The following is a 26,359-nucleotide window of genomic DNA, read 5'->3' as shown; positions in this document are numbered from 1 at the left end:
GCTACGGGATCGGGATCTGCGGCGGGAGACCGAGCCCGGCCGGACGTGGTGGAGAACTACAACGGAGTCAATTACTACATCCGGTTCGGCAAGCGCGGCGAGCTCGCCTCCAACCGGCGTGAAGAGCAGGAAAGCCGAGCCCGCTGTATGCGTGGTCGATGGCCTGGCGCGAGTCCCACCGCCACCCGCTGCTCGACACCTTCCTTCGCGGCTTCACCGAAGTGGGCCGTGTCCGCCGCCGGCTGGACTACACACTTCGCGCCCTTGCGGATACTTATGAGTCAGGAAGTGGAAGTCTGATCCGGCGGGCATGTGCCATTCACCGCTGGGACGAAGGCCTGAACCGCCGACCATGATCACACATCCATCCGTGCCGCCTGCTGTTTCAGTGGGGTACAGGGCAGTAGCACGAATCCTGGTAGCAGGGTGTCATCCCTTCGAGGCGGCCCGCGTATTCGGGTCGGCCGAGATCTCGGTAGGCGTGCGCCCACAACGGTTTGAGATCAGCGAAGTAGCAGCCCGGTCCATTGACGAAAGTATCTTTGAGCGCGAGCAACGCGGTCGCTGGGTATCCGGCATCGAGCCAGCATGCGGCAGCGATGAGCTCCGCTTCAAGCGATGGGCGGTCCGCGACCACCGGCTTCCGATCGGCGTACGCGTCAGCTGGGGCGAGCACGCCGATGCCGTCCGCGCCCGGCTCGTGCCGCCACCCGTCCGGTACATCAAACACGATCTCGAACTCGGTGTCCGCGCAGACGGTCGTGCCTTTCCACCGCGAACCGGGAAAAGTCCTGTCCGGGTCCGGGCGTACGCGGAGTTCGGCGGCCAGCCGGTCAACAAGTCTCCGGTCCTTGGCGCGCGCGTCGATGCGCCACTGGTTCTGGGCAAGCCACACTTCTGGGTCGCGCCACGCCGGGGGCTCCGGGACCGGGTCCTCACGCCACCGTCGTAGGGCCCACGACAGCATGAACTCCAGACCGGCACGGGTGTCCGCGCCGATCAGGGTCACGCCATGGTCATGACCATTGGCCAGGACGACCGGATGATCCAGCCGCCCGAGTTCCGGCGCGGGTACCAGCCAGCCGACGTCGCCACCATCGCCGAGGGAGCCGAAGGGCACGAACTCCGGAGTCGCGAAGTGCGGGAGCGACAGCTGCCGATCCTGTTCGGTGAACTCCGGGTAGGCGTGACAGCCATCGGGCGGGCGCGGAATCATGGCCAGGTCGAACATGAAGTCGTAGTGGGACATCAGCACGGTGTAGTCATAGCTTTCATTCTCCCGGTAGAACTCGTACGCGCTCTGCCAGGCGATGTCGATCAGCGTGCGGAGCGCGGGCGGAGTGGGGAACGGAAAGAGATCGTCAACCCATGGCGGTGGTGTCGAATCGGTCACAGCGCCAGAGAATAGTGACCAACGTCGCGCACCGTTCGATGAACCCGTCTCGCAGAATCCCCCGGTCTGTCCGGCATGACCTGTCCGCCCACCTGCGCCACAGTGTCCCCGGTGAACAGCACGCCCTCTCCTGGAACATGGATCGCGATGTGGCTCCAGGCGGCTGGCGTTGAGTGGCGCCATGGTGATGGTCCCAAGAACCACCTCTGTTGAGCTGGGTAAACGGTTTATGGTGGAGAAGTCGCGCAACCGGAAAAGGGGGAAGAAATATGGCCGGATTTGACTGGAATCCCGAACCAGTAACCACCCCTCGCAGTGAGCATGCGGGCATCCGAATAGCGAAAGCGCGGAACCTCCGAGGGTTCACCCAAGAGGGCCTGGCCATGCGAGCGAATGTGTCACGCAGCCTGCTCGCCAAGGTTGAGACGGGAGCGAAACCCGCCAGCCCATCCCTGGTCGCGGCCGTCGCGAGAGCGTGCGCCGTGGACCCGGCGGAGATCAACGGCCAGCCATACCGAGGTAACGACAAGAACAGCGATGCCGTACACGCGACCATTCCGGCAATTCGGATGGCTTTGGCATATGTGGATATTGCTCCCGAGCTCGACGCGCCTCCTCGGACCCTGGACGAGTTGCGCACTGAGATAGCCGAGCTGCGAAAGCTTCAGAAAGCGGCATCGCATGTCCGTCTCGGCGCTCGCCTGCCCGCGGTTCTGGAGGAGCTGACCGTCCACGCCATGGAGACGGATGTCGCGCGGACATGGCGCATGCTCAACCGCGCCCAGGCCTTGGCCGGATCGCTGGCACGCCGGCTGGGCTACAACGATCTGGCTCAGGTCATCGTCGAGCGGACCTCTGTCTCCGCGCAGCGTGCTGAGGACGAGCACCTTCCCTGCCTGGTCTCGCTCGGTCGGGCGAGGCTGCTCATGACGCTCGGAGCGTGGGACGTGGCTCTCAAGATGATCAAGAATGCGGCGAGTAAGATCGATCAGGACAACCCGGTCTCAATGGAGGTCTTCGGCTCCCTCCACCTCAGCGCCGCCATCGCCGCCGCGAGGGCCGGTAAGGCTCCGGACGCCTGGGAGCATCACGGCGCGGCTTCGGACGCTGCGGCTCAGATCAGCCCGCGAGACCGCCGCGATCCCTACGGCCTCCAGATGAATCCCCAGAACGCCGCCATTCATGGCTGCGCGGTCGCCGTCGAACTGGGGGACGCCGATGAGGCGATCAGGCTGGATCGCGAACTCGATCTGGGACAGCGTTCCATTGGTGGTGAGCGGCGGGCTCATCACGAACTCGACATGTCTCGTGTCCACCTGTGCGGAAATGATCACGAAAGGTCGCTCAAGCGCGTCCTTCACGCGGAGCGTGTCGCGCCACAGATGACCCGGATCCACCCCTCTGCCAGAGAGACCGTCCGCCAACTCCAACGCAGTTACCGAAAGCCTCCCGAGTCGTTGCGCTTGCTGGCGGGCCGCATGGGCATTTAGCCGACAGTCTGTCAAGGGGGCTCGTGTGCACTTGCTGTGCACACTGGCCCCCTTCCCCGTTTCTACGGTCGCTGTGATGCGAGACCCACGGCCCTCGCACACAAGATCAGCAGGGCTGCGACCTTGGAGGACGGGTGAGACGACGTAGGGCGTCAACCAGATCGAGTGGGCCGACCGACGAAGCCGGTCGGAGCAATCAGCAGCCTCCCCCAAGACGCCGGGACTGGGATCCGGACGAGAGGCGCGCCGCGTGGGAGTTGGACCGTTCCGCGCCCGGGTGGGCCGTGTTCTATGGCCCATACAGTCGTCGCTTTTACGCGATCGCTGCCTGGCCGTCCCCATGCCCCCTTGTCCTGGACGCCGGGGACGCCCTCGAACTGCGCACTCTCATGTACGAGGCGGATGCCGCCTCTGGGCCGAGGATGGCGTGACGGCGGATGGCTCGTGGCGGCAGCCGGGATGCCAAATCGAGATCACGAGCATGGAGCACAGCCCGACGACTACACGGGCGCTCGGGTCGCGGCTCATCGGTTCCACGGGCCGGGTGGTCGCTCATTTCCGCCCTGATGTGGTCGCCTTGATCGAACTCGATGGCCCGCAGTGGTGTCTTCCGCAGGGGGTGCGGCGTTGGTCGGTGCACTGGGATGATCTCACTCCGCGCCCAGAGCGGTGTGCCGAACCGCCGCCTGCCTACTGGATGGGACTCTCGGGCCTTGAACGAGAGGCCCTACAGCATGCAATGCGAGACGGCGGGGAAACCGGCCTCTGCGGCGATGCGGCCTATCCCTTGCCGTTGATCGGCCTGTCTCTTCCGTTCGCCTACACCAGCGCGCGAGCTTGCCCGACCTGCGCATGGTTGGTAAGAGGTCCGAGTAGTGCGATGGGTCAGGGCTGAGGAGCGAAGCCGTTGACCGTCGATCGCCCTCAGCCGGATGTCCTCGGGGGCGAGCCAAGCTCCATGACAATGGCTCAGGGCCGGGGGTGCGGGGGCCGGCAGGCCCCTGCCCGGGGTTCGGGGCGGAGCCCCGATAAGCACAGCCCGAGCGTCAGCGAGGACCGCGCTTTTTGGGGGTCGAAGGGGGCGGAGCCCCCTGGGAAGCACGGCTGAGTGCCACTCGCGCGTAGCGCGCCAAGCGGCGATGACCGAGCTTGTCAGGCTCGCCGCCGGGCTCGGTAGGCGGCCACGTGCATCCGGTTTCCGCACGTACGGCTGTCGCAGTAGACACGGGACCGATTGCGTGACTCGTCCACGAACACCCGGTCGCAGTCAGGTGCCGAACACGTTCGCAGCCGTTCCCACTCCTCGTCCACCACCAGGTGCGCCAGTGCCACCCCGCAGTCCGCCGCCAGGTGCTCCGACAGCGTCGCGTCCGGGGCGAAGTAGTGCATGTGCAGCGGATGCCCGTCGTGCTCCGTCAGCCGGGGCGTGATGCGGGTCCCCGACAGGAGCGCGTTGAGCAGTCGTACGGCCGTCGGCTGGTCCGGGGCGGTGAAGACGCGGTGGAACGCCTCCCGCACCAGCCGCACCTGCCCCAGGTCGCGGGCCGTGAGCGCGCCGATGCCGCTGACCTGCCGCGACTCGACGAACGCGTGCAGGTCGGCCAGCTCGGCCAGACCGTCGTCTCCGCCGGTCGACGGGGACGTGTTGATCAGCTCTACAACCGTGGCCAGCGAATGCACCATGTCATGGCCAAACGGCATGTTGACTCCTGTCGACGACCGGCTTTAGCGTGGTCGCAGCGTATCTCGCTCCAAGGACATCGGGGGTTTCTGTGGGTGCACATCGTCGTATCGTGCTGATTGCGATCGCGGGTGCGCTGATCATCTCCACCTCCGGGCCGCTCGTCCGGTTGTCGGGAGTCTCACCGGCGACCTCGGCCTTCTTCAGATGCGCGTACGCGTTGCCGCCGATGCTGGTGCTGGCCTGGCTCGAACGGCGGAGGCTGGGCCCCATGCCTGCCCGGAGCCGCAATCTGGCGTGGCTGGCGGGCGTGCTGTTCGCGTTCGACCTGCTGTTCTGGCACCAAGCTATCAAGTATGTCGGCGCGGGCCTGGCCACCGTACTGGGGAACCTGCAGGTCTTCATCGTGGCCTTCGCGGCGTGGGCGCTCTTTCGCGAGCGGCCGTCGAACCGGCTGATGCGGGCCACTCCGGTGGTGTTCGCCGGAGTGGTGCTGATCTCGGGGATCTTCGACAGCGCCGCCTATGGGGCGAACCCGGTGCTCGGGGTCGTGACGGGTGTGGCCACCTCGATCTCGTACGCGGCGTTCCTGCTGGTGTTGAAGGGCGGTTCGGGGCGTACGTTCGGGCCGTTGACGCACGCCACCGCCGTGGCCACGGTCGCGATGGCCGCGCTGAGCCCGCTGTTCGGGGGCGCCGACTTCACGCCCAGCTGGCCGGCGCACGGCTGGCTGCTGGTGCTCGCGCTCGGCCCGCAGGTGATCGGCTGGACGCTGATCTCGTACTCGCTGCCCAGGCAGCCCGCCGCGCTCACCGCGCTGCTCCTGCTCATCCAGCCGATGACGACGGTCGGTCTGTCGGCCATGCTGCTCGGCGAGCATCCGTCGCCCCTCCAGCTCGCCGGGTGCGGGGTGATCGTCTTGGGCGTCCTGTACGGCTCGCGGCGCGCTCAGCCCGCCCGCACCGAGGCCGAGCAGCCGGAGCAGGTGCCGAACACCTCGACCGTGTGAGTGATCTCGGTGAAGCCGTGCTCGGAGCCGACCGTCTCCGCCCAGCGTTCGACGGCGGGACCGGCCACCTCGACGGTCCGGCCGCAGCGGCGGCACACCAGGTGGTGATGGTGGTCGCCGCTGGCGCACGCGCGGTAGACGGACTCGCCGTCGTCGGTGCGCAGCACGTCGACCTGACCGCCGTCGGCCAGCGCCTGCAACGCCCGGTAGACCGTGGTCAGGCCGATCTTGGCGCCGTGGGCGCGCATCTCGGCGTAGACGTCCTGGGCGCTGCGGAAGCTCTTGCTCTGGCGGAGGGTGTCGTGCACGGCGTCGCGTCTCGTGGACATCATCGTGCGACCTCCTCGACGCGCATGCTGGATCGCTCGCTCACTGTGGACTCCTGGGGTCTGCCTCGCCGTACGAACTTACCGACACCGAGGGCCAGGACGAAGCCGCAGAGGGCGAGAAGCACGATCGCGGCGCCCGGCGGCACCCTGGCGGACAGCGTCGAGGCGAGCAGCCCGCCCACCGCCGCGACGACACCGAACAGCATGGCCAGCGTCATCGTCGAGCGGAATCCCCTGGTGAGCTGCTGACCGGTCGCCACCGGGATCACCATCAGCGCGCTGACCAGCAGCAATCCGACCACGCGCATGGCGATGACGACGGTCAGCGCGGCCGTGACGGCGATCAGCAGGCTGAGGAAGCGCACCGGCAGGCCGCTGGCCCTGGCCATCTCCTCGTCCTGGCAGAGCACGAACAGCTCCCTGCCGAAGATCACGACCACCGCGATCACCGCGACGGCCAGCGCGCCGATGACCCAGATGTCCTCGGTGGTGACGCTGGCGATGGCGCCGAACAGGTAGGAGTTCAGCTTGGCGTTGCTGCCACCCGGCGCGATGCCCATGAGCATGACGCCGCCCGCGATGCCGCCGTAGAACAGCAGCGCCAGCGCCACGTCGCCGCTGGTGCGCCCGCGCGCCCTGACCAGTTCGATGGCCACGGCGCCGATGACGGCCACGGCCACGGCCGTGAGCACGGGCGCCTGGCCCGTCAGGAAGCCCAGCGCGACACCGGTCAGTGCCACGTGCCCGATGCCGTCACCGAGCAGCGCGAGCCTGCGCTGGACGATGAACGTGCCGACGGCGGGCGCGCAGAGCCCCACCAGCAGCGCCGCGATCAGCGCCAGCTGGAAGAACTGTGTGCCCAACAACTCGATCATGGCTCTCCCCGCCATCCGGAAAGCGGTCCCGCGCTCGCCTCGGTGGCGTGCGGGTGCACGTGTTCGTGTCCCGGACGGGCGCAGTCGCCCTCGGGCCGTGGTGGTCTGCCGTCGTGCGCGATCCGGCCCTCACGGACCACCACGCCGCGGGTGATGAGCGGCTCGAGCGGGCCGAGCTCGTGGGCGACGAGCACGATGGTCTTGCCGTTCTGCACCAGCGTGGCCAGCGTATCGGCGAGCAGCTGCTGAGTGTCGGCATCGACACCCGCGGTGGGCTCGTCCATGACGTAGGTGTCGGGTTCGCCGGCCAGCGCGCGGGCGATGAGCACCCGCTGCTGCTGGCCGCCGGACAGCGACTGCACCGGGTCGCCCGCCCGGTCCGCCAGCCCGACGGCCTCGAGGGCGCTCGCCGCCGCCGCCTTGTCCGCGGCGCTGGTACGGCGCAGCCGGCTCTGCCTGGCCACGCGGCCGGAGGTCACGACCTCGCGGACCGTGGCGGGCACCCCGCCGCCGACGGCCAGGCGCTGCGGCACGTAGCCGATGCGCCACCAGTCGCGGAATTTCGCGGGCGGTGAGCCGTACAGGAGGGTCTGGCCGCCCGAGAGCGGAGTGAGGCCCAGCAGGGCGCGTACCAGCGTGGACTTGCCCGAGCCGTTGGCCCCCATGAGGGCCACGACCTCGCCGGGGCAGATCGTGAGATCGATGCCGCGCAGGATGTCGCGCCGGTCCAGGCTCACCCGGCCGCCGGTCATGGCGAAGGCGGTCTCGCTCATGTCGCACACCCCAATGTGCCGCTCATCTCGTACATCCCAATGCCGCCGGTCATGCCGTACACCCCAATGCGGTCTGCAAGGTCTTCAGGTTGTCGCGCATTCCCGACAGGTAGTCGCCCGACGGCTTGCTCTCCAGCGGGTCGAGCACCGCCGTCCGCGCGCCGACCTCCTTGGCCAGCACCTCGGAGACCTTGGGGCTGACCAGGGCCTCGGTGAAGATCGTGGTCACCTTCTCGTCCTTGGCCAGCTTGGCGACCTCGGCGATGCGGGCGGGGGAGGGCTCGGTCTCCGGGTCCAGGGTGATGCCGACCTGCTTGAGGTGATAGCGGTCGGCCAGATAGCCGAACGCCTCATGGGCGGTGACCAGCGTCTTGGTCCCGCAGGTGGTCAGGGCCTTGGCGTACTCCTGGTCGAGGGTCCCCAGGGCGCCCGCCGTCTTGACCGCGCGGTCCCGGTAGCCCTGGGCGTGCGCGGGGTCGGCGGCGGCCAGCCGCTCGCCGAGCTTGGCGGCGACGGTGGCCAGGCGGGACGGGTCCAGCCAGAGGTGCGGGTCGTAGCCGATGTCGTGACCCTCAGCGTGCTCGCCGGCGGGCAGCGTCTTGACGGAGGTCGCGGCGTCGAAGCTCTTGTCCTGGTCGACCGCGTCGTCCACGGCGGGCTGGACGCCCTTGATGTAGACGGTCAGGGTCGCGTCCTGGAGCTGGGCCACCTGGTGCGCGCCCAGCTCCAGGTCGTGCGGTTCGACACCGGGGGCGGTCAGGACCGACACGCTCACGTCGGGGCCGCCGACCTGCTCGGTGAGCCACTGGAGCGGGTAGAAGGCGGCGATCACGGCGGGCTTGCCGAGCGCCGTAGTCTCCGCATCGCCGGTGTTGGAGCACGCGGTGGCCGTCAGAGCGGTCGCGAGGATGGCAGCACCGATTAGGGGCGTTCGGGACATCACGCCCTCGATTATGGGGAAAATGAAAATGATTGTCAAAATCTCCGGCTAAAACACTCCGAAGCGGTCGGCCGCGAGGACCAGCAGGAAGGCCAGCATCACGACCCGCAGCAGCCGCCCGCCGAGCCCCAGCGACGGCCAGGACAGGTACGCCAGCCAGCCCACGAACCCCAGCACCGGCAGCACCGCCACGCCGCCCAGCCAGCTGTCCACGGCGAACCCGGTCAGCAGCAGCACCACCAGCACGGCCGGCGCCGCCCACTTGGGCACCTGCGTGAACAGGAACGTCATCGGGGTCGCGCTGCGCTCCTCGACCGCCTTGCGCAGGCCGGTCGCGCCAGGTGTGAAGAACTGCTCGCCGGCGGGAAGCGGCCGCCGGGCGTTCCCGCGGCGGTTGTCATTGGTGGCCACGGCCCGAGCCTAGCCCTGTCCCCATCGAACAGCAGGTGGGCGGTCGGAGTGCTCGAATCGGACACCGGGTGCGGGCAGGTCAGGGGCTGGAATCGCCCAGCGGTACGTAATCGTCTGACATCCTGGTGTGCGTGCTCGCCGTCATCCGTTACACCGTCCCAGAGTCCCAGTCCCAAGACTTCGTCAAGCAAGCCCATGTCATCCTTCAGACGTTGGCCGACCAGCCCGGATTCCTGCGCGGCCGGTTGGCCCGCTCGGTCGATGAGCCCAACCTGTGGGCGCTGGTCAGTGAGTGGGAGGGCGCCGGGTTCTACCGCCGGGCCCTGTCCGCGGCGCGAATGGCGATGTATCCCCTGATGATCCTCATGGTCAATGAACCAAGCGCGTTCGAGGACGTCTATCTTCAAGACGGCGAGTAGAAATACTCGCGCGCGAGGGCTCGTGAGCGTCCCCTAAGCTGGGAGCTCACCCATTCCCTTCGCCGACCTCCAGCCGGAAAGAGACGCAACCAAAATGGCACGACGCACAGACGTCATGGACACGATCGTCAGCCTCGCCAAACGCCGCGGGCTCGTTTACCCGTCGAGCGAGATCTACGGCGGACTGCGCGCGTCGTGGGACTACGGTCCCCTGGGCGTCGAGCTGAAGAACAACGTCAAGCGGCAGTGGTGGCTGTCGATGGTCCAGTCGCGCGACGACGTGGTGGGCCTCGACTCCTGCGTCATCCTGGCCCGCGAGGTCTGGCAGGCCAGCGGTCACGTGGAGACCTTCACCGACCCGCTGACCGAGTGCCAGTCGTGCCACAAGCGCTACCGCGCCGATCACCTCCTTGAGGCGTACGAGGAGAAGAACGGCAAGGCGCCGGAAAACGGCCTGGCCGACATCACCTGCCCCAACTGCGGCAACAAGGGCGCCTTCACCGACCCGAAGCAGTTCAGCGGCCTGCTCAAGACCTACCTCGGCCCGATCGAGGACGAGTCGGGTCTGGCCTATCTGCGCCCGGAGACCGCGCAGGGCATCTTCATCAACTACCTCAACGTGCAGCAGTCGGCGCGTAAGAAGATCCCGTTCGGCATCGGCCAGGTCGGCAAGTCCTTCCGCAACGAGATCACGCCGGGCAACTTCATCTTCCGCACCCGCGAGTTCGAGCAGATGGAGATGGAGTTCTTCGTCAAGCCGGGCAGCGACGAGGAGTGGCACCAATACTGGATCGACGAGCGCTTCCGCTGGTACTCCGATCTGGGCATCAACAAGGACAACCTCCGGCTCTTCGAGCACCCCAAGGAGAAGCTGTCCCACTACAGCAAGCGCACGGTCGACGTCGAATACCGCTTCAACTTCGCGGGCGGCGAGTGGGGTGAGCTCGAGGGCATCGCCAACCGCACCGACTTCGACCTGACCGCCCACTCCAAGGCGTCGGGCGTCGACCTGAGCTTCTTCGAGCAGGACACGGGCGAGCGTTACGTGCCCTACGTCATCGAGCCGGCGGCGGGTGTCGACCGGGCCACGCTGACGTTCCTGCTGGACGCTTACAGCGAGGACGAGGCGCCCAACGCCAAGGGGGTCATGGAGAAGCGCACGGTGATGCGGCTCGACCACCGGCTCGCCCCGGTCAAGGCCGCGGTGCTGCCGCTGTCGCGCAACGCCGACCTGTCGCCGAAGGCCCGCGACCTGGCCGCGCAGCTGCGCCGGCGGTGGAACGTCGAGTTCGACGACGCGGGCGCGATCGGCCGCCGCTACCGGCGCCAGGACGAGATCGGCACGCCGTTCTGCATCACGGTCGACTTCGACACGCTCGAGGACCAGGCGGTCACGATCCGCGAGCGCGACACGATGGCTCAGCAGCGCATCTCGCTCGACGCCGTCGACTCCTACCTCCGCCAGCACCTGAACGACTAGTTTTCTTTTACGGCCGGCAGTGGCCAGCCCCACCCGCCATACGTGGCTGGGCCCCGTCCAGGGGCACGCTCCTGCGGTTTACGGGGCTGGCCGCCGTGACGTGCGCATTGTTGACCCCGTTCGCGGTCTTTCCTAGACCGTGGGCGGGGTCAACGTCGTCAGGGCAGGTGGCAAAGAATCAACAGCAGCCAAGTAGGTCAATTCCCGGCAAGAGGCTCAGCGGCGGGCGCGGCTTCGGCACACCGCCAGGGTGATGGCGTACGCGATCGGGGGCAGGACGAAGATCGCGACGCGCAGCCCGTACACGATCCAGAGGTAGGTCTCGTGCGGCGCCGTGAGCAGCGGCAGCGGCGCCTTCGGGTCCGGTGGGGTCTCCGAGACCCATGTCCCGGCCCACAGCACCGTGAAGAACGTGATCACTGCCACCCCGAGCGCCGTGCGGACGGGCGCGTGCGAGGGGCGGTCCAGCAGGTTGTGCACGCGGCGGTCCCCCGTGAAGCGGCGCTCCAGGAACGGATAGAACAGCAGGACCGTGAAGAAGGCGGCCAGGGCCAGCATCGGGATCCAGAGGCCGACCTGCAGGACGAAGCCGCCGACGGTGATCTCCCACGGTGGCGTCAGGCGTAGCGCGCCTTCCAGGACGCCGAAATACCAGAACGGCTGAGCCGATGGTGGCCAGCCGCCGGGCCGGTACGCCCCGTGCTCCCACACCGGGTTGACCCGGACGAAAGTGGCCAGCAGCGCGATGACGGCCATCGTGAACAGCGTGGTGGCGCCGTTCTTGACGGCGAAGTACGGGAAGAACGGGCCGCCCGTGACCCGTGTCTCGTCCGAGGTCGGGGTGCGGTGCTCGGTGTGCTTCTGCCGCCAGGTCAGGACGATCCCGTGCAGCGGTATGAGCGCCAGCAGGATGCCCGGCACCAATAGCACGTGCGTCACGAAGATGCGCGGGATGACCTGGCCGGGGAAGTCGCCGTTGAAGATGAACGCCGACAGGTAGCTGCCGACGAGCGGGATGGACAGCAGCAGGCCCTGCGCCTCCCGGAGGCCGGTCATCGCGAGTTGGTCGGCGGGCAGCGAGACGCCCAGGAACGACTCGAAGAGCGCCAGCGCGAACAGCACCACGCCGGTCATCCAGCTCAGCTCGCGCGGCTTGCGGAAGGCGGCGGTGAAGAAGACGCGGAACAGGTGGGCCACGATCGACAGCACAAAGATCGTCGCCGCCCAATGGTGCATCTGGCGCATCAGCAGGCCGCCCCTGATGTCCAGGCTGATCTCGCGCACCGAGGTGAAGGCCACGTCGGGGTTGGGCTTGTAGAAGAAGACCAGGAACGTGCCCGTCAGGACGAGCAGGACGAACGAGTACAGGGCGAACTCGCCGAGCAGGAACGACCAGTGGCTCGGGAAGAGCTTGCGGAGATTGGGGCGGAGCCAGCGGGCCAGGCCGAGGCGCTCGTCCAGGAAACTCGCGGAGCCCTGCGCGGCTTTGGCCGATCCGGTGACCAGGCGAGCGCGACGCTGTGGCTTGGTAGGAGTGGCCATCGGGCGCCTCCTGCTAGACGGTGATCCGATTGTATCATCCGGATCTTTAAAATTGGTTTATACCAATTGGTATAAACCAATTTTTCCCCAAACAGAATATAAATTGGATTAGACCGGTCATATGCCCTTCACCAGCGGAAACGTTGACTTAACCGGTGGGTGCAGTTTCATCATGATTATCGCCGGTAGAGTCCGAACCAGAGGCGTTGATTGGAGCTGTGGTGGCCAAGTACGTTTACGACTTCACCGAGGGCAACAAGGATCTCAAGGATCTTCTCGGCGGCAAGGGAGCAAACCTTGCCGAAATGACCAATCTCGGACTGCCCGTTCCTCCCGGGTTCACGATCACCTCCGAGGCATGCCGCCACTACCTGGCCGAGGGCGCGGTCCCCGACGGCCTGGAGCGGGAGGTGGCCGAGCACCTCGGCGCCATGGAGAAGCGGATGGGCAAGACGCTCGGCCAGGCCGACGACCCGCTGCTCGTCAGCGTCCGCTCCGGCGCGAAGTTCTCGATGCCCGGCATGATGGAGACCGTCCTCAACATCGGGCTGAACGACGAGTCCGTGCACGGCCTGGCCAAGCAGGCCGGCGGCAACGACCGCTTCGCCTGGGACTCCTACCGCAGGCTCATCCAGATGTTCGGCAAGACCGTGCTCGGCATCGACGGCGAGCTGTTCGAGCACGCGCTCGAATCGCTGAAGGGCCACCGGCAGGACACCGACCTCGGGGCCGCCGAGCTGCAGGGCCTGGTCGAGACGTTCAAGGGCATCGTGCGCGACCAGACGGGCAAGGACTTCCCCGCCGACCCGCGCGAGCAGATGCGCCTGGCCGTCATGGCCGTCTTCGACTCCTGGAACGCCCCGCGCGCCATCCTCTACCGCCGCCAGGAACGCATCCCCGCCGACCTCGGCACCGCGGTCAACATCGTGGCCATGGTCTTCGGCAACGTCGGCAACGACTCGGGCACCGGCGTCGCCTTCACCCGCGACCCCGGCTCCGGCCAGCAGGGCATCTACGGCGACTACCTGCAGAACGCCCAGGGCGAGGACGTCGTCGCCGGCATCCGCAACACGATCCCGCTCCAGGAGCTGGAACGCCTCGACAAGAGCTCGTACGACGAGCTCCTGCGGATCATGGAGACGCTGGAGAACCACTACCGCGACCTGTGCGACATCGAGTTCACGATCGAGCGCGGCAAGCTCTGGATGCTGCAGACCAGGGTCGGCAAGCGCACCGCGGCCGCCGCGTTCTGCATCGCCACCCAGCTCGTCGACCAGGGCCTCATCACGCTCGACGAGGCCGTCACGCGGGTGACGGGTGACCAGCTGGCCCAGCTGATGTTCCCGCGCTTCGACTCGGGCGCCGAGAAGAAGAAGATCGCCAAGGGTATGAACGCCTCGCCGGGCGCCGCCGTCGGCAAGGCCGTGTTCTCCTCCGCGCGCGCCGTCGAGCTGGCCGGCCAGGGCGAGGACGTCATCCTGGTGCGCCGCGAGACCAACCCCGACGACCTGTCCGGGATGATCGCCGCGCGCGGCATCCTGACCAGCCGCGGCGGCAAGACCTCACACGCCGCCGTGGTCGCCCGCGGCATGGGCAAGACCTGCGTCTGCGGCGCCGAGGAGCTGGAGGTGTCGATCGGCGAGCGCAGGTTCACCGCGCCGGGCGACATCGTGGTGAACGAGGGCGACCTCATCTCCATCGACGGCACGACCGGCGAGATCTTCCTGGGCGAGGTGCCCGTGGTGGACTCCGCCGTGGTCGAGTACTTCGAGGGCGGGGAGCCCGGCGACGACCTGGTCCGTGCCGTGGACCGGATCATGCGGCGGGCCGACGAGGTACGCCGGCTGGGCGTGCGGGCCAACGCCGACACCCCGGAGGACGCTGCCAGGGCACGCCGCTTCGGCGGTGAGGGGATCGGGCTGTGCCGTACGGAGCACATGTTCCTGGGCGAGCGCAGGCAGCTCGTCGAGGACCTGGTGCTGGCCTCGGGCGACGAGGAGCGCCAGGCGGCGCTGGACGCGCTGGAGCCCCTCCAGAAAGCCGACTTCGTCGGGATATTTCAGGCTATGGAGGGTCAGCCGGTCACGGTCCGGCTCATCGACCCGCCGTTGCACGAGTTCCTGCCGGACCTCACCGACCTGTCGGTCAAGGTGGCCACGGGGGACGCCACGGACAAGGACCGCAAGCTGCTGGGCGCCGTCAAGCGGCTGCACGAGCAGAACCCCATGCTCGGGCTGCGCGGTGTGCGGCTCGGCCTGGTCATCCCCGGTCTGTTCGCCATGCAGGTACGCGCCATCGCCCAGGCGGCCAAGGAGGTGCCGGGAGCCAAACCGGAGATCATGATCCCGCTCGTGGCCGCCGTACAGGAGCTGGAGGCCGTCCGCGAGGAGGCCGCCGGGATCCTCGCGGACCTCGGCGTCGAGGCCCTGATCGGCACCATGATCGAGACGCCCAGGGCGGCGCTCACCGCGGGCCAGGTCGCCGAGGCGGCCCAGTTCTTCTCCTTCGGCACCAACGACCTGACCCAGATGACCTGGGGCTTCTCGCGGGACGACGTGGAGGCCGCGTTCTTCTCCCGCTACCTGGAGCTCGGCATGTTCGGGGTCTCGCCGTTCGAGACCCTCGACCGCGACGGCGTCGGGCGCCTGGTCACGATCGCCGTCGAGGAGGGCCGGGCGGCCCGCCCTGACCTCAAGCTCGGCATCTGCGGCGAACATGGGGGCGATCCCGACTCGGTGCACTTCTGTCACCAGGCCGGGCTCGACTACGTCTCGTGCTCGCCGTTCCGGATCCCGGTCGCCCGGCTGGAGGCCGGCCGCGCGGCCTTCGCCGAATGCGACTCCGACACCCGGTAGGCAGCTGACCCCAGACACCAGCCACGACGGACTGTCAGATCTTCCTCCCCCCGAAGGAGGTCACACGACCGCCTCGATCCCTGTGACGGTCGGTTGTGGTGGGGGTCCTTTGGGTGGATGCCCCCTCCGGGGGAGGGGGTGGTGACGGTCGGTTGTGGTGGGGGTCCTTTGGGTGGATGCCCCCTCCGGGGGAGGGGGTGGTGACGGTCGGTTGTGGTGGGGGTCCCTTGGGGTGGATGCCCCCTCCGGGGGGAGAGGGTGGTGACGGTCCGTTGTGGCTGGTGTCCCTGTGGGGGGCCTCAGGGATGGTGACGGTCCGTTGTGGTGGGGGTCCCTTGGGTGGGATACCTCCTCCGGGGGAGGGGATGGTGACGGTCCGTCCTGGTGGAGGGCGCCTCGGGGGCTGTCGCGGTCGGCCGGGCTAGACGGTCGCTTCCGCCTGCTCCAGCGTGGCGGGCACGTAGTCGTGACGCATGCCCAGGTCGCCCAGCCACTTCCGGAGCCCGGGAACGGCGGACGGGCTGGCCGCGACCTGGGCCGCGTACTCCGACAGCGCCACCTCCTCGCCGTCGTCGAACAGCAGCCGCGCCGGCCCCGCCCACGACAGCGTCCACCGGGCCTGGCCGTGCTGGATCAGCACCGCCTCCAGCGCCTGGCCGAGCACCCCGGCCAGCAACGTCTCCGACGGGTTCCAGCCCAGCTCGCGCAGCTTCTCCTCCAGCTCCGGCCGCCGCCCCCTGGCGATCACCTCGAAGGCCGCGTCGAGGTAGGGCCGGGTGGCGCCCAGCACCCGCTGCCCGGCCAGCGCCAGGTCGTTGAGGGCCTCGGCGTTGCGGGCCGCGTACATGCCCTGGGACACCAGCTCCTCCCACGACACCGCCCGCAGCCCCGTGAGCGCCTCCGGCGTCCACATCGACTGCTCGACCGCCTGCACCGCCACGTTCGCGTCGCGCAGCAGCGTGAGGGCCGAGCGCGGGTCGGGTACGTGCTCCGGCTCCGGAAGCAGCTCGATGGCGGCCAGCCGGTCGGCCAGGCTCGGGTGGGAGTCGTAGAGGGAGGTCTCCCGCGGCTCCTCGCCGAGCTTGGCCACCTCGGCCTGCCTGGCCGGGTCGCTCATCAGCGCGTGGAACCCGCCGAACACCGCCGCGGGCCGGTTGCCGCCCGCCCCGGTCATCGACAGGTAGCCCTCGGCGTAGATCTTCCAGGCGGTCGCCGTGCTGTGGATCTTGCGCAGCGCCTCCGACATCGCCTGGCGACCGCCGATGGCCACCGCGAACCGGTCGGCCTCCAGCTCCTGCCCGCGCGACACGCTCTGGGAGACGAGCATGTAGAGCTTGGCGTAGTACTTGAACAGCCGCTGGACGTACGGGTTGCCGGCGAGCCCCTCGACGGTCGCGATCAGCCCTTCACGGCCCCGGTAGACCGGCGCGCCCAGGCGGGTGTGGGCGCCGCTGTAGTGGCCCAGCTCGTGGCCGAGCACCGCGCGCATCTCGTCGACCGTGAGGGTCTGCAGCAGCGGCAGCCCGATGTACATGCGCCGTCTGGTGGCCTTCATGCCGAGGAAGCGGGTGTCCTCCGCCACGGCCGCGTTGACCTCGGGCACCAGGCGGATCTCGTCGGGCGGCGCCGTACGGACGCGCTGGGACAGGTCGTCGACCACCTGCCAGAGCGCGGGTTCGTGCTCGCGGGCGACCAGCACGCCCGGCTGCTCGCCGTCCTCGCGGCGGCTGACCATGATCAGGGCGCGCACGAGCGCGGCCCCCGCCAGGGTCAGGATGACCGCGTACTTGAGGCCGTTGACGTGGTAGTCGACCAGCAGCAGCACATCGAAGAAGACAGCCGCGACCAGCACGAGGCCGACCAGCACGTAGAAGCCGGCAAGCAGGGCGAAGGCCAGCACGGCCCGGAACGCTGTGGTCATGGAGGAGGGGCTCCCGGGGAATGGGGTTCTCGCGAGGGTCGACACTAGCGGAGACCGGAAACTGGATAAAATCACAGCTCTTATGGCCCGTTACGACGAGCACGACCAGGAGCGGTGGGTGCCGGAACCTCCCGGCAACCCGGAGCGCAGCGCGTTCGAACGCGACCGCGCCAGGGTTCTGCACAGCTCCGCGCTGCGCAGACTGGCCGCGAAGACGCAGGTCGTGGGGCCCGGCGAGACCCTTGGCGGCGGCCAGCACATCCCGCGCACCCGGCTCACCCACTCGCTCGAATGCGCCCAGGTCGGCCGGGAGATGGGCGCGACGCTCGGCGTCGACCCCGACCTGGTGGAGACCGCCTGCCTGGCGCACGATCTGGGCCATCCGCCGTTCGGCCACAACGGCGAGGTGGCGCTCAACCAGCTGTCCACCTCGTGCGGGGGCTTCGAGGGCAACGCGCAGAGCCTGCGCCTGCTCACCCGGCTGGAGGCCAAGGTCCTCACCGAGGACGGCCGCAGCGCCGGGCTCAACCTCACCAGGGCCGCGCTCGACGCCTCCATCAAATATCCGTGGACCTGCGACAGATCGCCGAAGTTCGGGGTCTACGACGACGACCTGCCGGTCTTCGAGTGGATCAGGGACGGCGCCCCCGACGGCCAGGTGAGCTTCGAGGCGCAGATAATGGACTGGGCCGACGACGTCGCCTACTCCGTCCACGACCTCGAGGACGCGCTGCACTCCGGCCACGTCACACCCGAGGCGCTCCTATCGGCCGCCGAGCGCCGCGCGGTCTGTGAGACCGCCCGCACCTGGTACGCGCCCAGTGCCGACCTCGCCGAGCTCGAAGCCGTCTTCGCCGCACTGATCGCCACCCCGCTCTGGCCGCGCCGCTTCGAGGCCACCTTCGCCGACCTGGCCGGGCTCAAGGCGCTGACGAGCGGTCTCATCGGCCGCTTCTGCCGCTCCGCCCAGACCGCCACCAAGGACGCGTACGCCTCGCGGCACCGCGCGGAGCTCGTCGTCCCCCCGGCCACGCGGCTGGAGTGCGCGATCCTCAAGGGCATCACCGCCCACTACGTGATGACCACCGACGACCACCACGCCAACCAGGCCAGGCAGCGCGACCTCATCACCGAGCTGGCCTCCCTGATCACGCTCGGCGCGCCCGCCACCCTGGAGCCCGCCTTCCGGCCCACCTACCTCGCCGCGCCCGGTGACGCCGCCCGTGTCCGGGTGGTCATCGACCAGATCGCCTCTCTCACCGACACGTCCGCCATCGCCTGGCACAAGCGTCTTTCCCGATGACCCCCGGCGGGCGGATACTGCGGCCATGGCTACATATGTGATCGTCGGCGCGGGACTGGCGGGGGCCAAGGCGGCGCAGACGCTGCGGGAAGAGGGTTCCGACGACGAGATCGTGCTGATCGGCGCGGAGTCCGAACGCCCCTACGAGAGACCGCCCTTGTCGAAGGAATACCTGCTGGGCAAGAGCGAGCGGGAGAAGATCTTCGTCCATGGCGCCGGTTGGTACGCCGACAACGGCGTGGACCTCAGGACCGGCCTGCGGGTCACGCGCCTGGAGCTCGGCCAGCACGCGGTCCGGCTCTCCGACGGTTCGCGCCAGCCGTACCACAAGCTGCTGATCGCGACGGGGGCGAGGCCGCGGCGTCTGCCCGGACCCGCCCTCTATCTGCGCACGGTCGAGGACAGCGAGGCGCTCAAGGCGCGCCTGGCCGACGCCGAGCGGGTGATCGTGGTCGGCGCGGGCTGGATCGGGCTGGAGACCGCCGCGGCCGCCCGCAAGGCCGGGTGCGAGGTCACGATCGTCGAACCCGACCCCACGCCGCTGTATCGGCCGCTCGGGCCCGAACTCGGCGAGGTCTTCGCCGGGCTGCACCGGCGCAACGGCGTCGACCTGCGCACCGGCACCGGCGCCGCGGAGATCACCGAGACCGGCGTACGGCTCAGCTCCGGCGAGCGCCTGACCGCCGACCTCGTCATCGTCGGCATCGGCGCGGAGCCCGAGGTCGGGCTGGCCCGGGACGCCGGACTGGAGGTCGGGGGCGGCATCCTCACGGACGCCGCGCTGCGCACCTCGCATCCCGACGTGTTCGCCGCGGGCGACGTCGCCGAGGCGTTCCATCCCCTGTACGGCCGGCGCATCCGGGTCGAGCACTGGGCCAACGCGCTGAACGGCGGCCCCGCCGCGGCCAGGTCCATGCTGGGCCAGGAGGTCTCCTATGACCGCGTGCCGTACTTCTATACCGACCAGTACGACCTGGGCATGGAGTTCTCCGGCGACATCCAGGGCTACGACGAGGTCGTCTACCGGGGTTCGGTCCCCGACCTGGAGTTCGTCGCCTACTGGCTGCGGGAGGGCAAGGTCGTCGCCGGCATGAACGTCAACGTCTGGGACGTCGCCAGCGAGATCAAGCAGCTCATCCGCTCCGGAGTGACCGTAGACCCGAAGGAGCTCACGTCGGGTTGACGATGATCACAGTAGGAGTCGGCGTGGGGTGGGTCTTCTTTTTCTTCTTCTTGGGCTCCACGACCTTCTTCGACGCGCACTGAACGGCGCACGGCGGCGTCTCGCCCAGCCGGCCGCGCATCTTCAGCGTCTCCTTCTTCGGCGACAGCGTCTTGTTGCCGGACTGCCAGGCGTCGAGGTAGTCCCAGGGCTTCACCATGCCCCGGCGCACCCACCAGTAGGCGGGGCCGGTCTTCCAGGAGATCGCGAAGTAGAGGTTGGTGGCGGTGTTGAGGGCGTTGCCCGAGTTGCCGACCCGGCCGAGCATCTGTCCGACCTTCACCCGTACGCCCGGCTTGAGGCCGTCGGCCACGGCGTCGAGATGCCCGCCGAGGTAGCGGACGCCGTCGTCACCGATGATCGTGACGAAGCGGCCCTCGCGGTAGGCGCCCACGTCGGTGGTGGGCGACCACTTGTTCAGGGTGTTGACCTCGTCGACCACGCCGTCCACCGGCGCCACGAACGCGCAGCCCTTGCCCGCCCAGATCACCGTCTTCGGGAGCACGAGCAGCTGGCGCTGGTAGGTCGTCCGGCAGCCCTGGACGGGGAAGGCGTAGGTGTACTTCGACAGCTTCGGCGGCGGGATCTTGACCGGGTCCTCACCCTTGGGCGGCGTCTCGGCCGATTGGGGGTCGGCGGTCGGTGTTGGTGAGGGGATGGTGGCGGTGACGGACGGGCTGGCGCTCGCCGGAGGCGTGGCCGGTGACTGTGCGCTGACCCCCGCCACTCCGGTGGCTTGCGGCGAGCAGGCGCTCGCCAGCAGCGCGGCGCCCGCTAAAGCCGCCCAACATCCGAGATGCCCCGCTCGCATGATCTCCACCCGTGTCGACGTGTCCACCGCAAACATTTACCTTTGTAGCCGACCAGGGAAGTGCTCCCGACAGATTTCCGCCTTTCGCGACGCGACGGTGACATCCTCTTACCGCCAGGTCACCGTCACCTCACGGAGGGCAGTCATGAGCCCGGGTGGGGACGGTTGTCGTAGCTCAGGAATAGACTCACCGGCGTGGCTGGCAGGATCCGTGACGTCGATATCGCGCTCGTTCGTGAGCGATCACCCATCGCCGATGTGATCGGCGAACACATCCAGTTGCGCAACGCGGGTGGCGGCAACCTCAAGGGGTTGTGCCCGTTCCATGATGAGAAGAGCCCGTCCTTCAACGTCACGCCCGAGCGCGGCATGTATTTCTGCTTCGGCTGCACCGAGGGCGGCGACGTCATCACGTTCGTCGAGAAGATCGAGCACCTGACGTTCGGTGAGGCGGTCGAGCGGCTGGCCCAGCGTGCCGGGATCCAGCTCCAATACGACCAGGGCGGCTACGTGCCGCGGCGCGACCACGGCGAGCGGGCCCGGCTGATCGAGGCGCACAAGGCCGCCGCCGAGTTCTACGCCGACAAGCTGCTCGGCCCGGAGGCCGCGCCCGGCCGGCGGTTCCTGTCGGAGCGGGGGTTCGAGCGGGCCGACGCCGAGATGTTCGGCGTGGGCTACGCGCCCAACGAATGGGAGGGGCTGACGCGGCACCTCCTGGGGCGCGGGTTCACCGCCGACGAGATCGTCAAGGGCGGGCTGGCCAAGGAGGGGCGGCGCGGGCCGATGGACCGCTTCCGCGGGCGGCTGATCTGGCCGATCCGCGACGCGACGGGCGACGTGATCGGGTTCGGAGCCCGCAAGCTGCTCGACTCCGACGACGGCCCGAAATACCTCAACACCCCCGACTCCCCGCTCTACAAGAAGAGCCAGGTGCTCTACGGCATCGACCTGGCCAAGCGGGAGATCTCCAAGCGGTCCCAGGCGGTCATCGTCGAGGGCTACACCGACGTCATGTCCTGCCACCTGGCCGGGGTGCCGACGGCGGTCGCCACCTGCGGCACGTCGTTCGGCGAGGAGCACATCAAGATCCTGCGGCGCTTCCTGCTCGACCAGGCGGAGTTCCGCGGCGAGGTGATCTTCACCTTCGACGGCGACGCGGCCGGGCAGAAGGCGGCGCTCCGGGCGTTCGCCGACGAGCAGAAGTTCGTCACCCAGACCTACGTCGCCGTGCAGCCCGACGGGCTCGACCCGTGCGACCTGCGCGTCAAGCAGGGCGACGCGGCCGTGCGCGACCTGATCGCCAGCCGCGAGCCGCTGTTCCAGTTCGCCATCCGCAGCACGATCTCCCGCTACGACCTGCGCAGCAACGAGGGCAAGATCGCCGCGCTCGACGCGGCGGCGCCGATCGTGGCCGGGATCAAGGACGTCGGCCTGCGCAAGCGCTACGCGATCGACCTCGACCGGTGGCTCGGCTTCATGGACGAGCGGTTCGTCATGCAGCGCATCGCCGAGGTCGGCGGCGCCCAGCAGGGGCGCCCGCGACGGGCGCCGAAGGCCGCGCCCGTCGATCCCAACGTGCGGGTCGAGGGCGAGCTGCTCAAGCTGGCCATCCAGCGGCCCGCGCTGCTCGGTCCCCGCTTCGACGCGCTCGACCCGCGGGCGTTCACCGCGCCCGACCACGTGCTGGTGCACCAGGTGATCACCGCGGCGGGCGGCGCCGCGTCGGCGGGCCACGGCGGGCGTGAGTGGGTCGACCGGCTGCTGGAGCAGTGCCACGACGACGTGACGCGGGCGCTGGTGACCCGGTTCGCGGTCGAGGCGATCCAGGCCGACTCCCACACCGAGGAGCGCTACGGGGCGGCCATGCTGGCGGCGATCGAGGCCATCGCGGTCGACCGGGCGATCGCCCAGGTCAAGTCGCGCATCCAGCGGCTCAACCCGGTGGATGAGCAGCAGGACTACAACCGGCTGTTCGGCGAGCTGGTGGCGCTTGAGCAGCAGCGCAGAGTGCTCCGGGACCGGGCCGCGGGCAGCTGAGGGGTTTGGGGACGCTCTCACAGGCAGCTGAGGGGTTTGAGGACGTCTCGCGGGCAGCCGCGGTAACCAGCTGAGGGTTTCGGCGGGCCCGTGCGCACTCGCTTTGGCGTCGCCCGCCGGCGGATGATGAGCCGCGAATGGCCCCTGTAACGGCTCGTTCGAGAGTTGCCGAGCACAAGATGTCGGGAACTTGTTGAATCCAGATGGCCGTGGCGAAATCCTTCACCGGCCGCGTAGGACAGCGGTGTCACAAGGCATCCGGGCAGGCTACGCGTGGTGTCCGGCGACAACCCCGCCCCGGACACTCCTTACTCGACCGCGTAATTGACTTTACTTTCCTGATCAAACTGCCGCTAAACCTTTAAGCGATCTCAATTTGGTAAGGGCCACGGCCTTACCTTCGGTTACAAAAATGGGTCTGCCATTTTACGGAACCAATACTGCAGACTGTGTCCCGTGGGTGCATCGGTACTGCCAAGTGGACCGCCATCCGTAGATCAAGTGGCGGACCTCGTCGCGAAGGGAAGGGAGCGCGGAAGCGTAACCGTCGATGACGTCGCAGCCGCGCTTGACCGCTCAGAGTTGCCGTCCGACGCGTTGGAACGCGTCGTGCGGATGCTCGCGGAGAACGGCGTGGAGGTTCTCGAACCCCAGGGAGAGGAAGAGACCACCCGCGCCGACGAGGAAGACGTAGGCAAGCGGGCGCCGACCAGCGATCTTGTCCGTATCTACCTGCGGGAGATCGGCCGGGTGCCGCTGCTGACAGCCGAAGAGGAGGTGGAGCTCGCCAAATCGATCGAAGCCGGTCTGTTCGCCGAGGACAAGCTGGCCAGCGGAGTCTCGCGTCTGGCCTTTCCCGAGTTCAGGGAGCTCGTCTGGCAGGGCACTCGGGCGAAACAGCGCCTCATCGAGGCGAATCTCAGGCTCGTCGTCTCGATCGCCAAACGTTATGTGGGCCGTGGAATGCTCTTCCTCGATCTCATCCAGGAAGGCAACCTCGGGCTCATCCGCGCAGTGGAGAAGTTCGACTACACCAAGGGATACAAGTTCTCCACTTATGCCACCTGGTGGATCCGGCAGGCGATCACCCGTGCGATAGCCGACCAGGCGCGCACCATTCGCATTCCGGTACACATGGTGGAGACGATCAACAAGCTCGTCAGAGTGCAGCGGCAGCTCCACCAGGACCTCGGCCGTGAGCCCGCGCCCGAGGAGATCGCCAAGGAGATGGACCTCCCGGTCGATCGCGTGGTGGAGATCCAGCGCATCGCCCAGGAGCCGGTGTCACTGCAGTCGCCGATCGGTGAGGAAGACTCCGACCTCGGTGACTTCATCGAGGACGCCGACGCGGTCGTGCCCATGGAGGCGGCGGCCTTCATCATGCTGCAGGACCAGCTCGACGACATCCTGGCGACGCTGTCGGACCGTGAGCAGCGCATCATCCAGCTCCGCTTCGGCCTGGCCGACGGGCATCCGCGCACGCTGGAGGAGGTGGGCAGGGAATTCGGCGTCACCCGGGAGCGCATCCGGCAGATCGAGTCGAAGACGCTGGCCAAGCTCCGCCACCCGACCAGGGCGCAGATGCTGCGCGACTATCTGGATTGACTCGCGGCGAAGAACGGCGGGCCCGGGGTTCTCCCCGGGCCCGCCGTCGTTCTCCACATCCTTCAGGAGCAGCCCTCGAACTGCGGGACCGCGATGGTGCTCAGGTTCAGACCCGCCTTGCCGAACCACTTGTGCAGCAGCTTCGAGGCCGTCCCGTCCTGGTACATGGTGGTGATCACCCGGTTGACCGCCTCGCACCCCGCGACGTCGCCCTTGTGCATGCCGACCCCGGTCCGCTGCTCGTTGAACTGGGCGTTGACCAGGCGCAGCCCGCTGCCGTCCTGGACGGCCAGGCCGGCCAGAATGACGTCGTTGGTGGTGATCGCGTCCAACCGGCGGTCCTTGAGCGCCGCCAGGCAGGCCGCGTAGTCGTCCACCGGCACCACCTCCGCCGCCACCTTGCGCTCCTCCAGGACCCGCTGCGTCGCGTTCGAGCCCTTCACCTGGCAGATCTTGCGGCCCTTGAGGTCACGGACGTTCTTGATCGACGGCTCGTCCGGGCGTACCAGGATGTCCTGGTAGGAGATGTGGTACGGCCCGGCGAACAGGACCTTCGCCTTACGGTCCTGGCTGATCGTGTACGTCGCCAGCACGAGGTCGGCCTTGCCGTTGAGCAGGACCTTCTCCCGGTCGGATGCCAGCACCGGGATGAAGGTGAAGTCCTTGCCGAGCTTCTGGGCGATGTAGCGCGCCACGTCAACGTCGAAGCCCTCGAAGCTGCCGTCGGACTTGCGTACGCCGACCGACGGCAGGTCGGGACGGACCCCGATGACGATCGCGTCCTTGTCCATGATCGACTCCTGGCCGCCCATGCCGCACGCCCCGGCCAGCAGCGCGGTCAGGACCAGCACCGCCGGTAGCAGCCGCTTCATCGGTACTCCTTGAGCCGTGGCCACACCCCGGCGATGACCAGCAGGCCGAGGCCGCCGATCGCGAACGGGAGCAGCCGCCACAGGTTGTCGAGCGCGCTCTCGCCGGCGTCCGTGGCCCGCTTGAACACCGCCTCATGCTCCTTGGCGAGCTTCAGCAGCGCCTGGTCGTAGGCGTCGAAGGACTCGCGCACCGTCCCCAGCCTGGCCGCCACGGCCTGGCTCGCCTGACCGCTGGCCGCCAGCGCGCGGAACTTGTCGTCGGCGTCCTGGAAGCGCGTGTACGCCTGGAGCGCCCGCTCGCCGTCGTCCCCGCCGAGCTCGGTGCCCAGCAGGCCGAGGAATTGCTTGGGGCCCTGCGCCACCTTGGCCTGGTAGGTGTCGAGGTTCCCGGCCTCCAGGTAGATCACTGACTGGGACTTGTCGAGGAAGGTGTGCTCGTAGGTGTCGGCCCGGCCCTTGTCGAGCAGGAACCGGCTCTGGTCGCCGTGCAGGCTGTTGCTGATCGCGCGGGCCCTGGCCAGCGTGAGCACCGAGTCGAAGCCGTAGGCCTTGGCGGTGCGCAGCTCCTGCATGTCCCGGCCGAGCACGTTCACCCCGGCGAGCAGCGCGACGACGGTCACGACGGTCGCGGCCAGCAGCGCCGGCCCGAACACCCGGCGGAAGCGCCGCGCCAGGAAGACCTGCAGCCAGATCAGGCAGGCCAGGGCCAGCAGCCCGGCCACGATCACCGCGAACCGTACGATCGGCACCATGACGCTCTTCTCGTCATAGGTGCTCCGCACGATCGTGCCGCTCTCCAGCGTCAGGTTGTACGCCTGGGGGAGCAGGACCAGCCGCATCAGGTCGGTGGCCTGCCGATACACCTCGACCACCTTCTGCGGCGGCGGCCCGGCCGAGTGACCGGACTGGGTGTCGAGCAGCAGCGCCTGCCCGGCCAGCCGCTCGTAGCGGCCGAGGCCGTCGAGCACGGACTGGACGGTCTGCCGCTCGGCCGGGTTGTCGCCGGACAGCTCGAACGCCTTCAGCAGCGCCTGGTTGGCCTCGGAGCGCCGCCGCTCGTACTGGGCGATGGCGGCCTGGCGCTGCGAGGCGTAGTCCTTGCCCATCAGCAGCGCGTCGGCGACCTGCGCGTCCATGTCGCTCAGCCCGAGATACAGGCCGGCGGTGGCGACGACCTGCGGGCCCGCGTCGCGGCCGATCACCGTCAGCCCGTCGCGCGCGCTCACGCTCCCGGCCGCCAGCGCGGCGAAGAGCAGCGCCAGGGAGGCCACGGTGATGCCGGAGATGACCCGGATCCTCCCTGGCACACTCCGGCGCGCCGGAGCCCCCGGCGGTGCCAGCCCGACCTGGCCTGGCGGCCTGGCCTGGACGATGGTCATAATGCCCCCTCG

The 26,359-nt window shown here is 68.5% G+C and carries 21 protein-coding genes; 9 read left to right on the top strand and 12 right to left on the bottom strand.

What is annotated here, in order from left to right; all coding sequences use genetic code 11:
• Window positions 1–385: 385 nt before the first annotated feature.
• The gene (locus tag ACQP2T_RS44785) at window positions 386–1,393 is read right to left on the bottom strand and encodes a hypothetical protein (RefSeq protein WP_433510932.1); all 1,008 of its coding nucleotides are present in this window, start codon (window positions 1,391–1,393) and stop codon (window positions 386–388) included.
• 269 nt (window positions 1,394–1,662) lie between these two features.
• Here ACQP2T_RS44785 and ACQP2T_RS44780 point away from each other — a divergent pair, with 269 nt between their 5' ends.
• Window positions 1,663–2,883, top strand: a complete 1,221-nt coding sequence (locus ACQP2T_RS44780) for a helix-turn-helix domain-containing protein (protein WP_433510931.1) — start codon at window positions 1,663–1,665, stop codon at window positions 2,881–2,883.
• Window positions 2,884–4,035: 1,152 nt separating this feature from the next.
• Here the strand turns inward: ACQP2T_RS44780 and ACQP2T_RS44775 are convergent.
• Window positions 4,036–4,584, bottom strand: coding sequence for a CGNR zinc finger domain-containing protein (locus ACQP2T_RS44775; RefSeq protein WP_433510930.1), 549 nt, complete (start codon window positions 4,582–4,584; stop codon window positions 4,036–4,038).
• 92 nt (window positions 4,585–4,676) lie between these two features.
• Here ACQP2T_RS44775 and ACQP2T_RS44770 point away from each other — a divergent pair, with 92 nt between their 5' ends.
• The gene (locus ACQP2T_RS44770) at window positions 4,677–5,573 is read left to right on the top strand and encodes a DMT family transporter (protein ID WP_433510929.1); all 897 of its coding nucleotides are present in this window, start codon (window positions 4,677–4,679) and stop codon (window positions 5,571–5,573) included.
• On the opposite strand, the gene ACQP2T_RS44765 is transcribed toward ACQP2T_RS44770, so the two are convergent.
• The 5 genes from ACQP2T_RS44765 to ACQP2T_RS44745 are packed head-to-tail and all read right to left on the bottom strand — an operon-like array spanning window position 5,513 to window position 8,901.
• Window positions 5,513–5,902 carry a Fur family transcriptional regulator gene (locus ACQP2T_RS44765; RefSeq protein WP_433519914.1) on the bottom strand — a complete coding sequence of 130 codons (390 nt, stop codon included), beginning with the start codon at window positions 5,900–5,902 and terminating at the stop codon, window positions 5,513–5,515. The two genes, ACQP2T_RS44770 and ACQP2T_RS44765, sit on opposite strands and share 61 nt — an antisense overlap.
• Complete coding sequence (locus tag ACQP2T_RS44760) at window positions 5,902–6,777, bottom strand: metal ABC transporter permease (protein WP_433510928.1); 876 nt, start codon at window positions 6,775–6,777, stop codon at window positions 5,902–5,904. The genes ACQP2T_RS44765 and ACQP2T_RS44760 overlap by 1 nt, the downstream gene beginning before the upstream one ends.
• Window positions 6,774–7,550, bottom strand: a complete 777-nt coding sequence (locus tag ACQP2T_RS44755) for a metal ABC transporter ATP-binding protein (protein WP_433510927.1) — start codon at window positions 7,548–7,550, stop codon at window positions 6,774–6,776. The genes ACQP2T_RS44760 and ACQP2T_RS44755 overlap by 4 nt, the downstream gene beginning before the upstream one ends.
• Before the next feature lie 49 nt (window positions 7,551–7,599).
• Window positions 7,600–8,490: a metal ABC transporter substrate-binding protein gene (locus ACQP2T_RS44750; protein WP_433519913.1), complete on the bottom strand. Its 891-nt coding sequence runs from the start codon at window positions 8,488–8,490 to the stop codon at window positions 7,600–7,602.
• Window positions 8,491–8,538: 48 nt separating this feature from the next.
• Complete coding sequence (locus ACQP2T_RS44745) at window positions 8,539–8,901, bottom strand: DUF6703 family protein (protein WP_357947632.1); 363 nt, start codon at window positions 8,899–8,901, stop codon at window positions 8,539–8,541.
• A gap of 131 nt (window positions 8,902–9,032) precedes the next feature.
• Here ACQP2T_RS44745 and ACQP2T_RS44740 point away from each other — a divergent pair, with 131 nt between their 5' ends.
• Entirely contained in the window at window positions 9,033–9,320 is a 288-nt protein-coding gene (locus ACQP2T_RS44740) for an antibiotic biosynthesis monooxygenase family protein (RefSeq protein ID WP_357947635.1), read from the top strand.
• 94 nt (window positions 9,321–9,414) lie between these two features.
• A complete protein-coding gene (locus tag ACQP2T_RS44735) occupies window positions 9,415–10,800 on the top strand; it encodes a glycine--tRNA ligase (protein WP_433510926.1) in 1,386 nt (461 codons plus the stop codon).
• Window positions 10,801–11,016: 216 nt separating this feature from the next.
• On the opposite strand, the gene ACQP2T_RS44730 is transcribed toward ACQP2T_RS44735, so the two are convergent.
• Window positions 11,017–12,342, bottom strand: coding sequence for a cytochrome b (locus ACQP2T_RS44730; protein WP_433510925.1), 1,326 nt, complete (start codon window positions 12,340–12,342; stop codon window positions 11,017–11,019).
• 221 nt (window positions 12,343–12,563) lie between these two features.
• On the opposite strand from ACQP2T_RS44730, the gene ppdK reads away from it, so the two are divergent.
• A complete protein-coding gene (ppdK, locus tag ACQP2T_RS44725; protein ID WP_433510924.1) occupies window positions 12,564–15,197 on the top strand; it encodes a pyruvate, phosphate dikinase in 2,634 nt (877 codons plus the stop codon).
• Between the two features lie 421 nt (window positions 15,198–15,618).
• Here the strand turns inward: ppdK and ACQP2T_RS44720 are convergent, their stop codons facing one another.
• Complete coding sequence (locus ACQP2T_RS44720) at window positions 15,619–17,118, bottom strand: M48 family metallopeptidase (RefSeq protein WP_433510923.1); 1,500 nt, start codon at window positions 17,116–17,118, stop codon at window positions 15,619–15,621.
• Between the two features lie 82 nt (window positions 17,119–17,200).
• Between ACQP2T_RS44720 and ACQP2T_RS44715 the strand changes: the two genes are divergently transcribed.
• Together ACQP2T_RS44715 and ACQP2T_RS44710 are read left to right on the top strand one after the other, a co-directional pair.
• Complete coding sequence (locus ACQP2T_RS44715) at window positions 17,201–18,421, top strand: deoxyguanosinetriphosphate triphosphohydrolase (RefSeq protein WP_433510922.1); 1,221 nt, start codon at window positions 17,201–17,203, stop codon at window positions 18,419–18,421.
• Between the two features lie 25 nt (window positions 18,422–18,446).
• Complete coding sequence (locus ACQP2T_RS44710) at window positions 18,447–19,604, top strand: NAD(P)/FAD-dependent oxidoreductase (protein ID WP_433510921.1); 1,158 nt, start codon at window positions 18,447–18,449, stop codon at window positions 19,602–19,604.
• On the opposite strand, the gene ACQP2T_RS44705 is transcribed toward ACQP2T_RS44710, so the two are convergent.
• A complete protein-coding gene (locus ACQP2T_RS44705) occupies window positions 19,591–20,481 on the bottom strand; it encodes a M23 family metallopeptidase (protein ID WP_433510920.1) in 891 nt (296 codons plus the stop codon). The two genes, ACQP2T_RS44710 and ACQP2T_RS44705, sit on opposite strands and share 14 nt — an antisense overlap.
• A gap of 168 nt (window positions 20,482–20,649) precedes the next feature.
• On the opposite strand from ACQP2T_RS44705, the gene dnaG reads away from it, so the two are divergent.
• On the top strand, window positions 20,650–22,491 hold the full coding sequence (gene dnaG / locus ACQP2T_RS44700) for a DNA primase (RefSeq protein ID WP_433510919.1): 1,842 nt from the start codon (window positions 20,650–20,652) through the stop codon (window positions 22,489–22,491).
• 501 nt (window positions 22,492–22,992) lie between these two features.
• Window positions 22,993–24,096 (top strand): RNA polymerase sigma factor RpoD, encoded by a 1,104-nt coding sequence (gene rpoD, locus ACQP2T_RS44695; RefSeq protein WP_214638280.1) that lies wholly within the window; start codon window positions 22,993–22,995, stop codon window positions 24,094–24,096.
• A gap of 62 nt (window positions 24,097–24,158) precedes the next feature.
• On the opposite strand, the gene ACQP2T_RS44690 is transcribed toward rpoD, so the two are convergent.
• Window positions 24,159–24,968, bottom strand: a complete 810-nt coding sequence (locus ACQP2T_RS44690) for a transporter substrate-binding domain-containing protein (protein WP_433510918.1) — start codon at window positions 24,966–24,968, stop codon at window positions 24,159–24,161.
• The gene (locus tag ACQP2T_RS44685; protein ID WP_433510917.1) at window positions 24,965–26,347 is read right to left on the bottom strand and encodes a hypothetical protein; all 1,383 of its coding nucleotides are present in this window, start codon (window positions 26,345–26,347) and stop codon (window positions 24,965–24,967) included. Before ACQP2T_RS44685 ends, ACQP2T_RS44690 begins: the two co-directional genes overlap by 4 nt.
• Window positions 26,348–26,359: the final 12 nt, after the last annotated feature.

The organism is Nonomuraea sp. CA-143628 (assembly GCF_050942315.1).
Taxonomy (GTDB): domain Bacteria; phylum Actinomycetota; class Actinomycetes; order Streptosporangiales; family Streptosporangiaceae; genus Nonomuraea.
The sequence above is the reverse complement of the archived record's forward strand: the minus strand, read 5'-3'. Positions and strand labels throughout refer to the sequence as shown.

Coding starts and splice junctions, on each gene's coding strand:
- ACQP2T_RS44780 (WP_433510931.1), top strand. CDS start 1,663: ATGGCCGGATTTGACTGGAATCCCGAACCAGTAACCACCCCTCGCAGT.
- ACQP2T_RS44775 (WP_433510930.1), bottom strand. CDS start 4,584: ATGCCGTTTGGCCATGACATGGTGCATTCGCTGGCCACGGTTGTAGAG.
- ACQP2T_RS44765 (WP_433519914.1), bottom strand. CDS start 5,902: ATGTCCACGAGACGCGACGCCGTGCACGACACCCTCCGCCAGAGCAAG.
- ACQP2T_RS44760 (WP_433510928.1), bottom strand. CDS start 6,777: ATGATCGAGTTGTTGGGCACACAGTTCTTCCAGCTGGCGCTGATCGCG.
- ACQP2T_RS44755 (WP_433510927.1), bottom strand. CDS start 7,550: ATGAGCGAGACCGCCTTCGCCATGACCGGCGGCCGGGTGAGCCTGGAC.
- ACQP2T_RS44750 (WP_433519913.1), bottom strand. CDS start 8,490: ATGTCCCGAACGCCCCTAATCGGTGCTGCCATCCTCGCGACCGCTCTG.
- ACQP2T_RS44735 (WP_433510926.1), top strand. CDS start 9,415: ATGGCACGACGCACAGACGTCATGGACACGATCGTCAGCCTCGCCAAA.
- ACQP2T_RS44730 (WP_433510925.1), bottom strand. CDS start 12,342: ATGGCCACTCCTACCAAGCCACAGCGTCGCGCTCGCCTGGTCACCGGA.
- ACQP2T_RS44720 (WP_433510923.1), bottom strand. CDS start 17,118: ATGACCACAGCGTTCCGGGCCGTGCTGGCCTTCGCCCTGCTTGCCGGC.
- ACQP2T_RS44715 (WP_433510922.1), top strand. CDS start 17,201: ATGGCCCGTTACGACGAGCACGACCAGGAGCGGTGGGTGCCGGAACCT.
- ACQP2T_RS44710 (WP_433510921.1), top strand. CDS start 18,447: ATGGCTACATATGTGATCGTCGGCGCGGGACTGGCGGGGGCCAAGGCG.
- ACQP2T_RS44690 (WP_433510918.1), bottom strand. CDS start 24,968: ATGAAGCGGCTGCTACCGGCGGTGCTGGTCCTGACCGCGCTGCTGGCC.
- ACQP2T_RS44685 (WP_433510917.1), bottom strand. CDS start 26,347: ATGACCATCGTCCAGGCCAGGCCGCCAGGCCAGGTCGGGCTGGCACCG.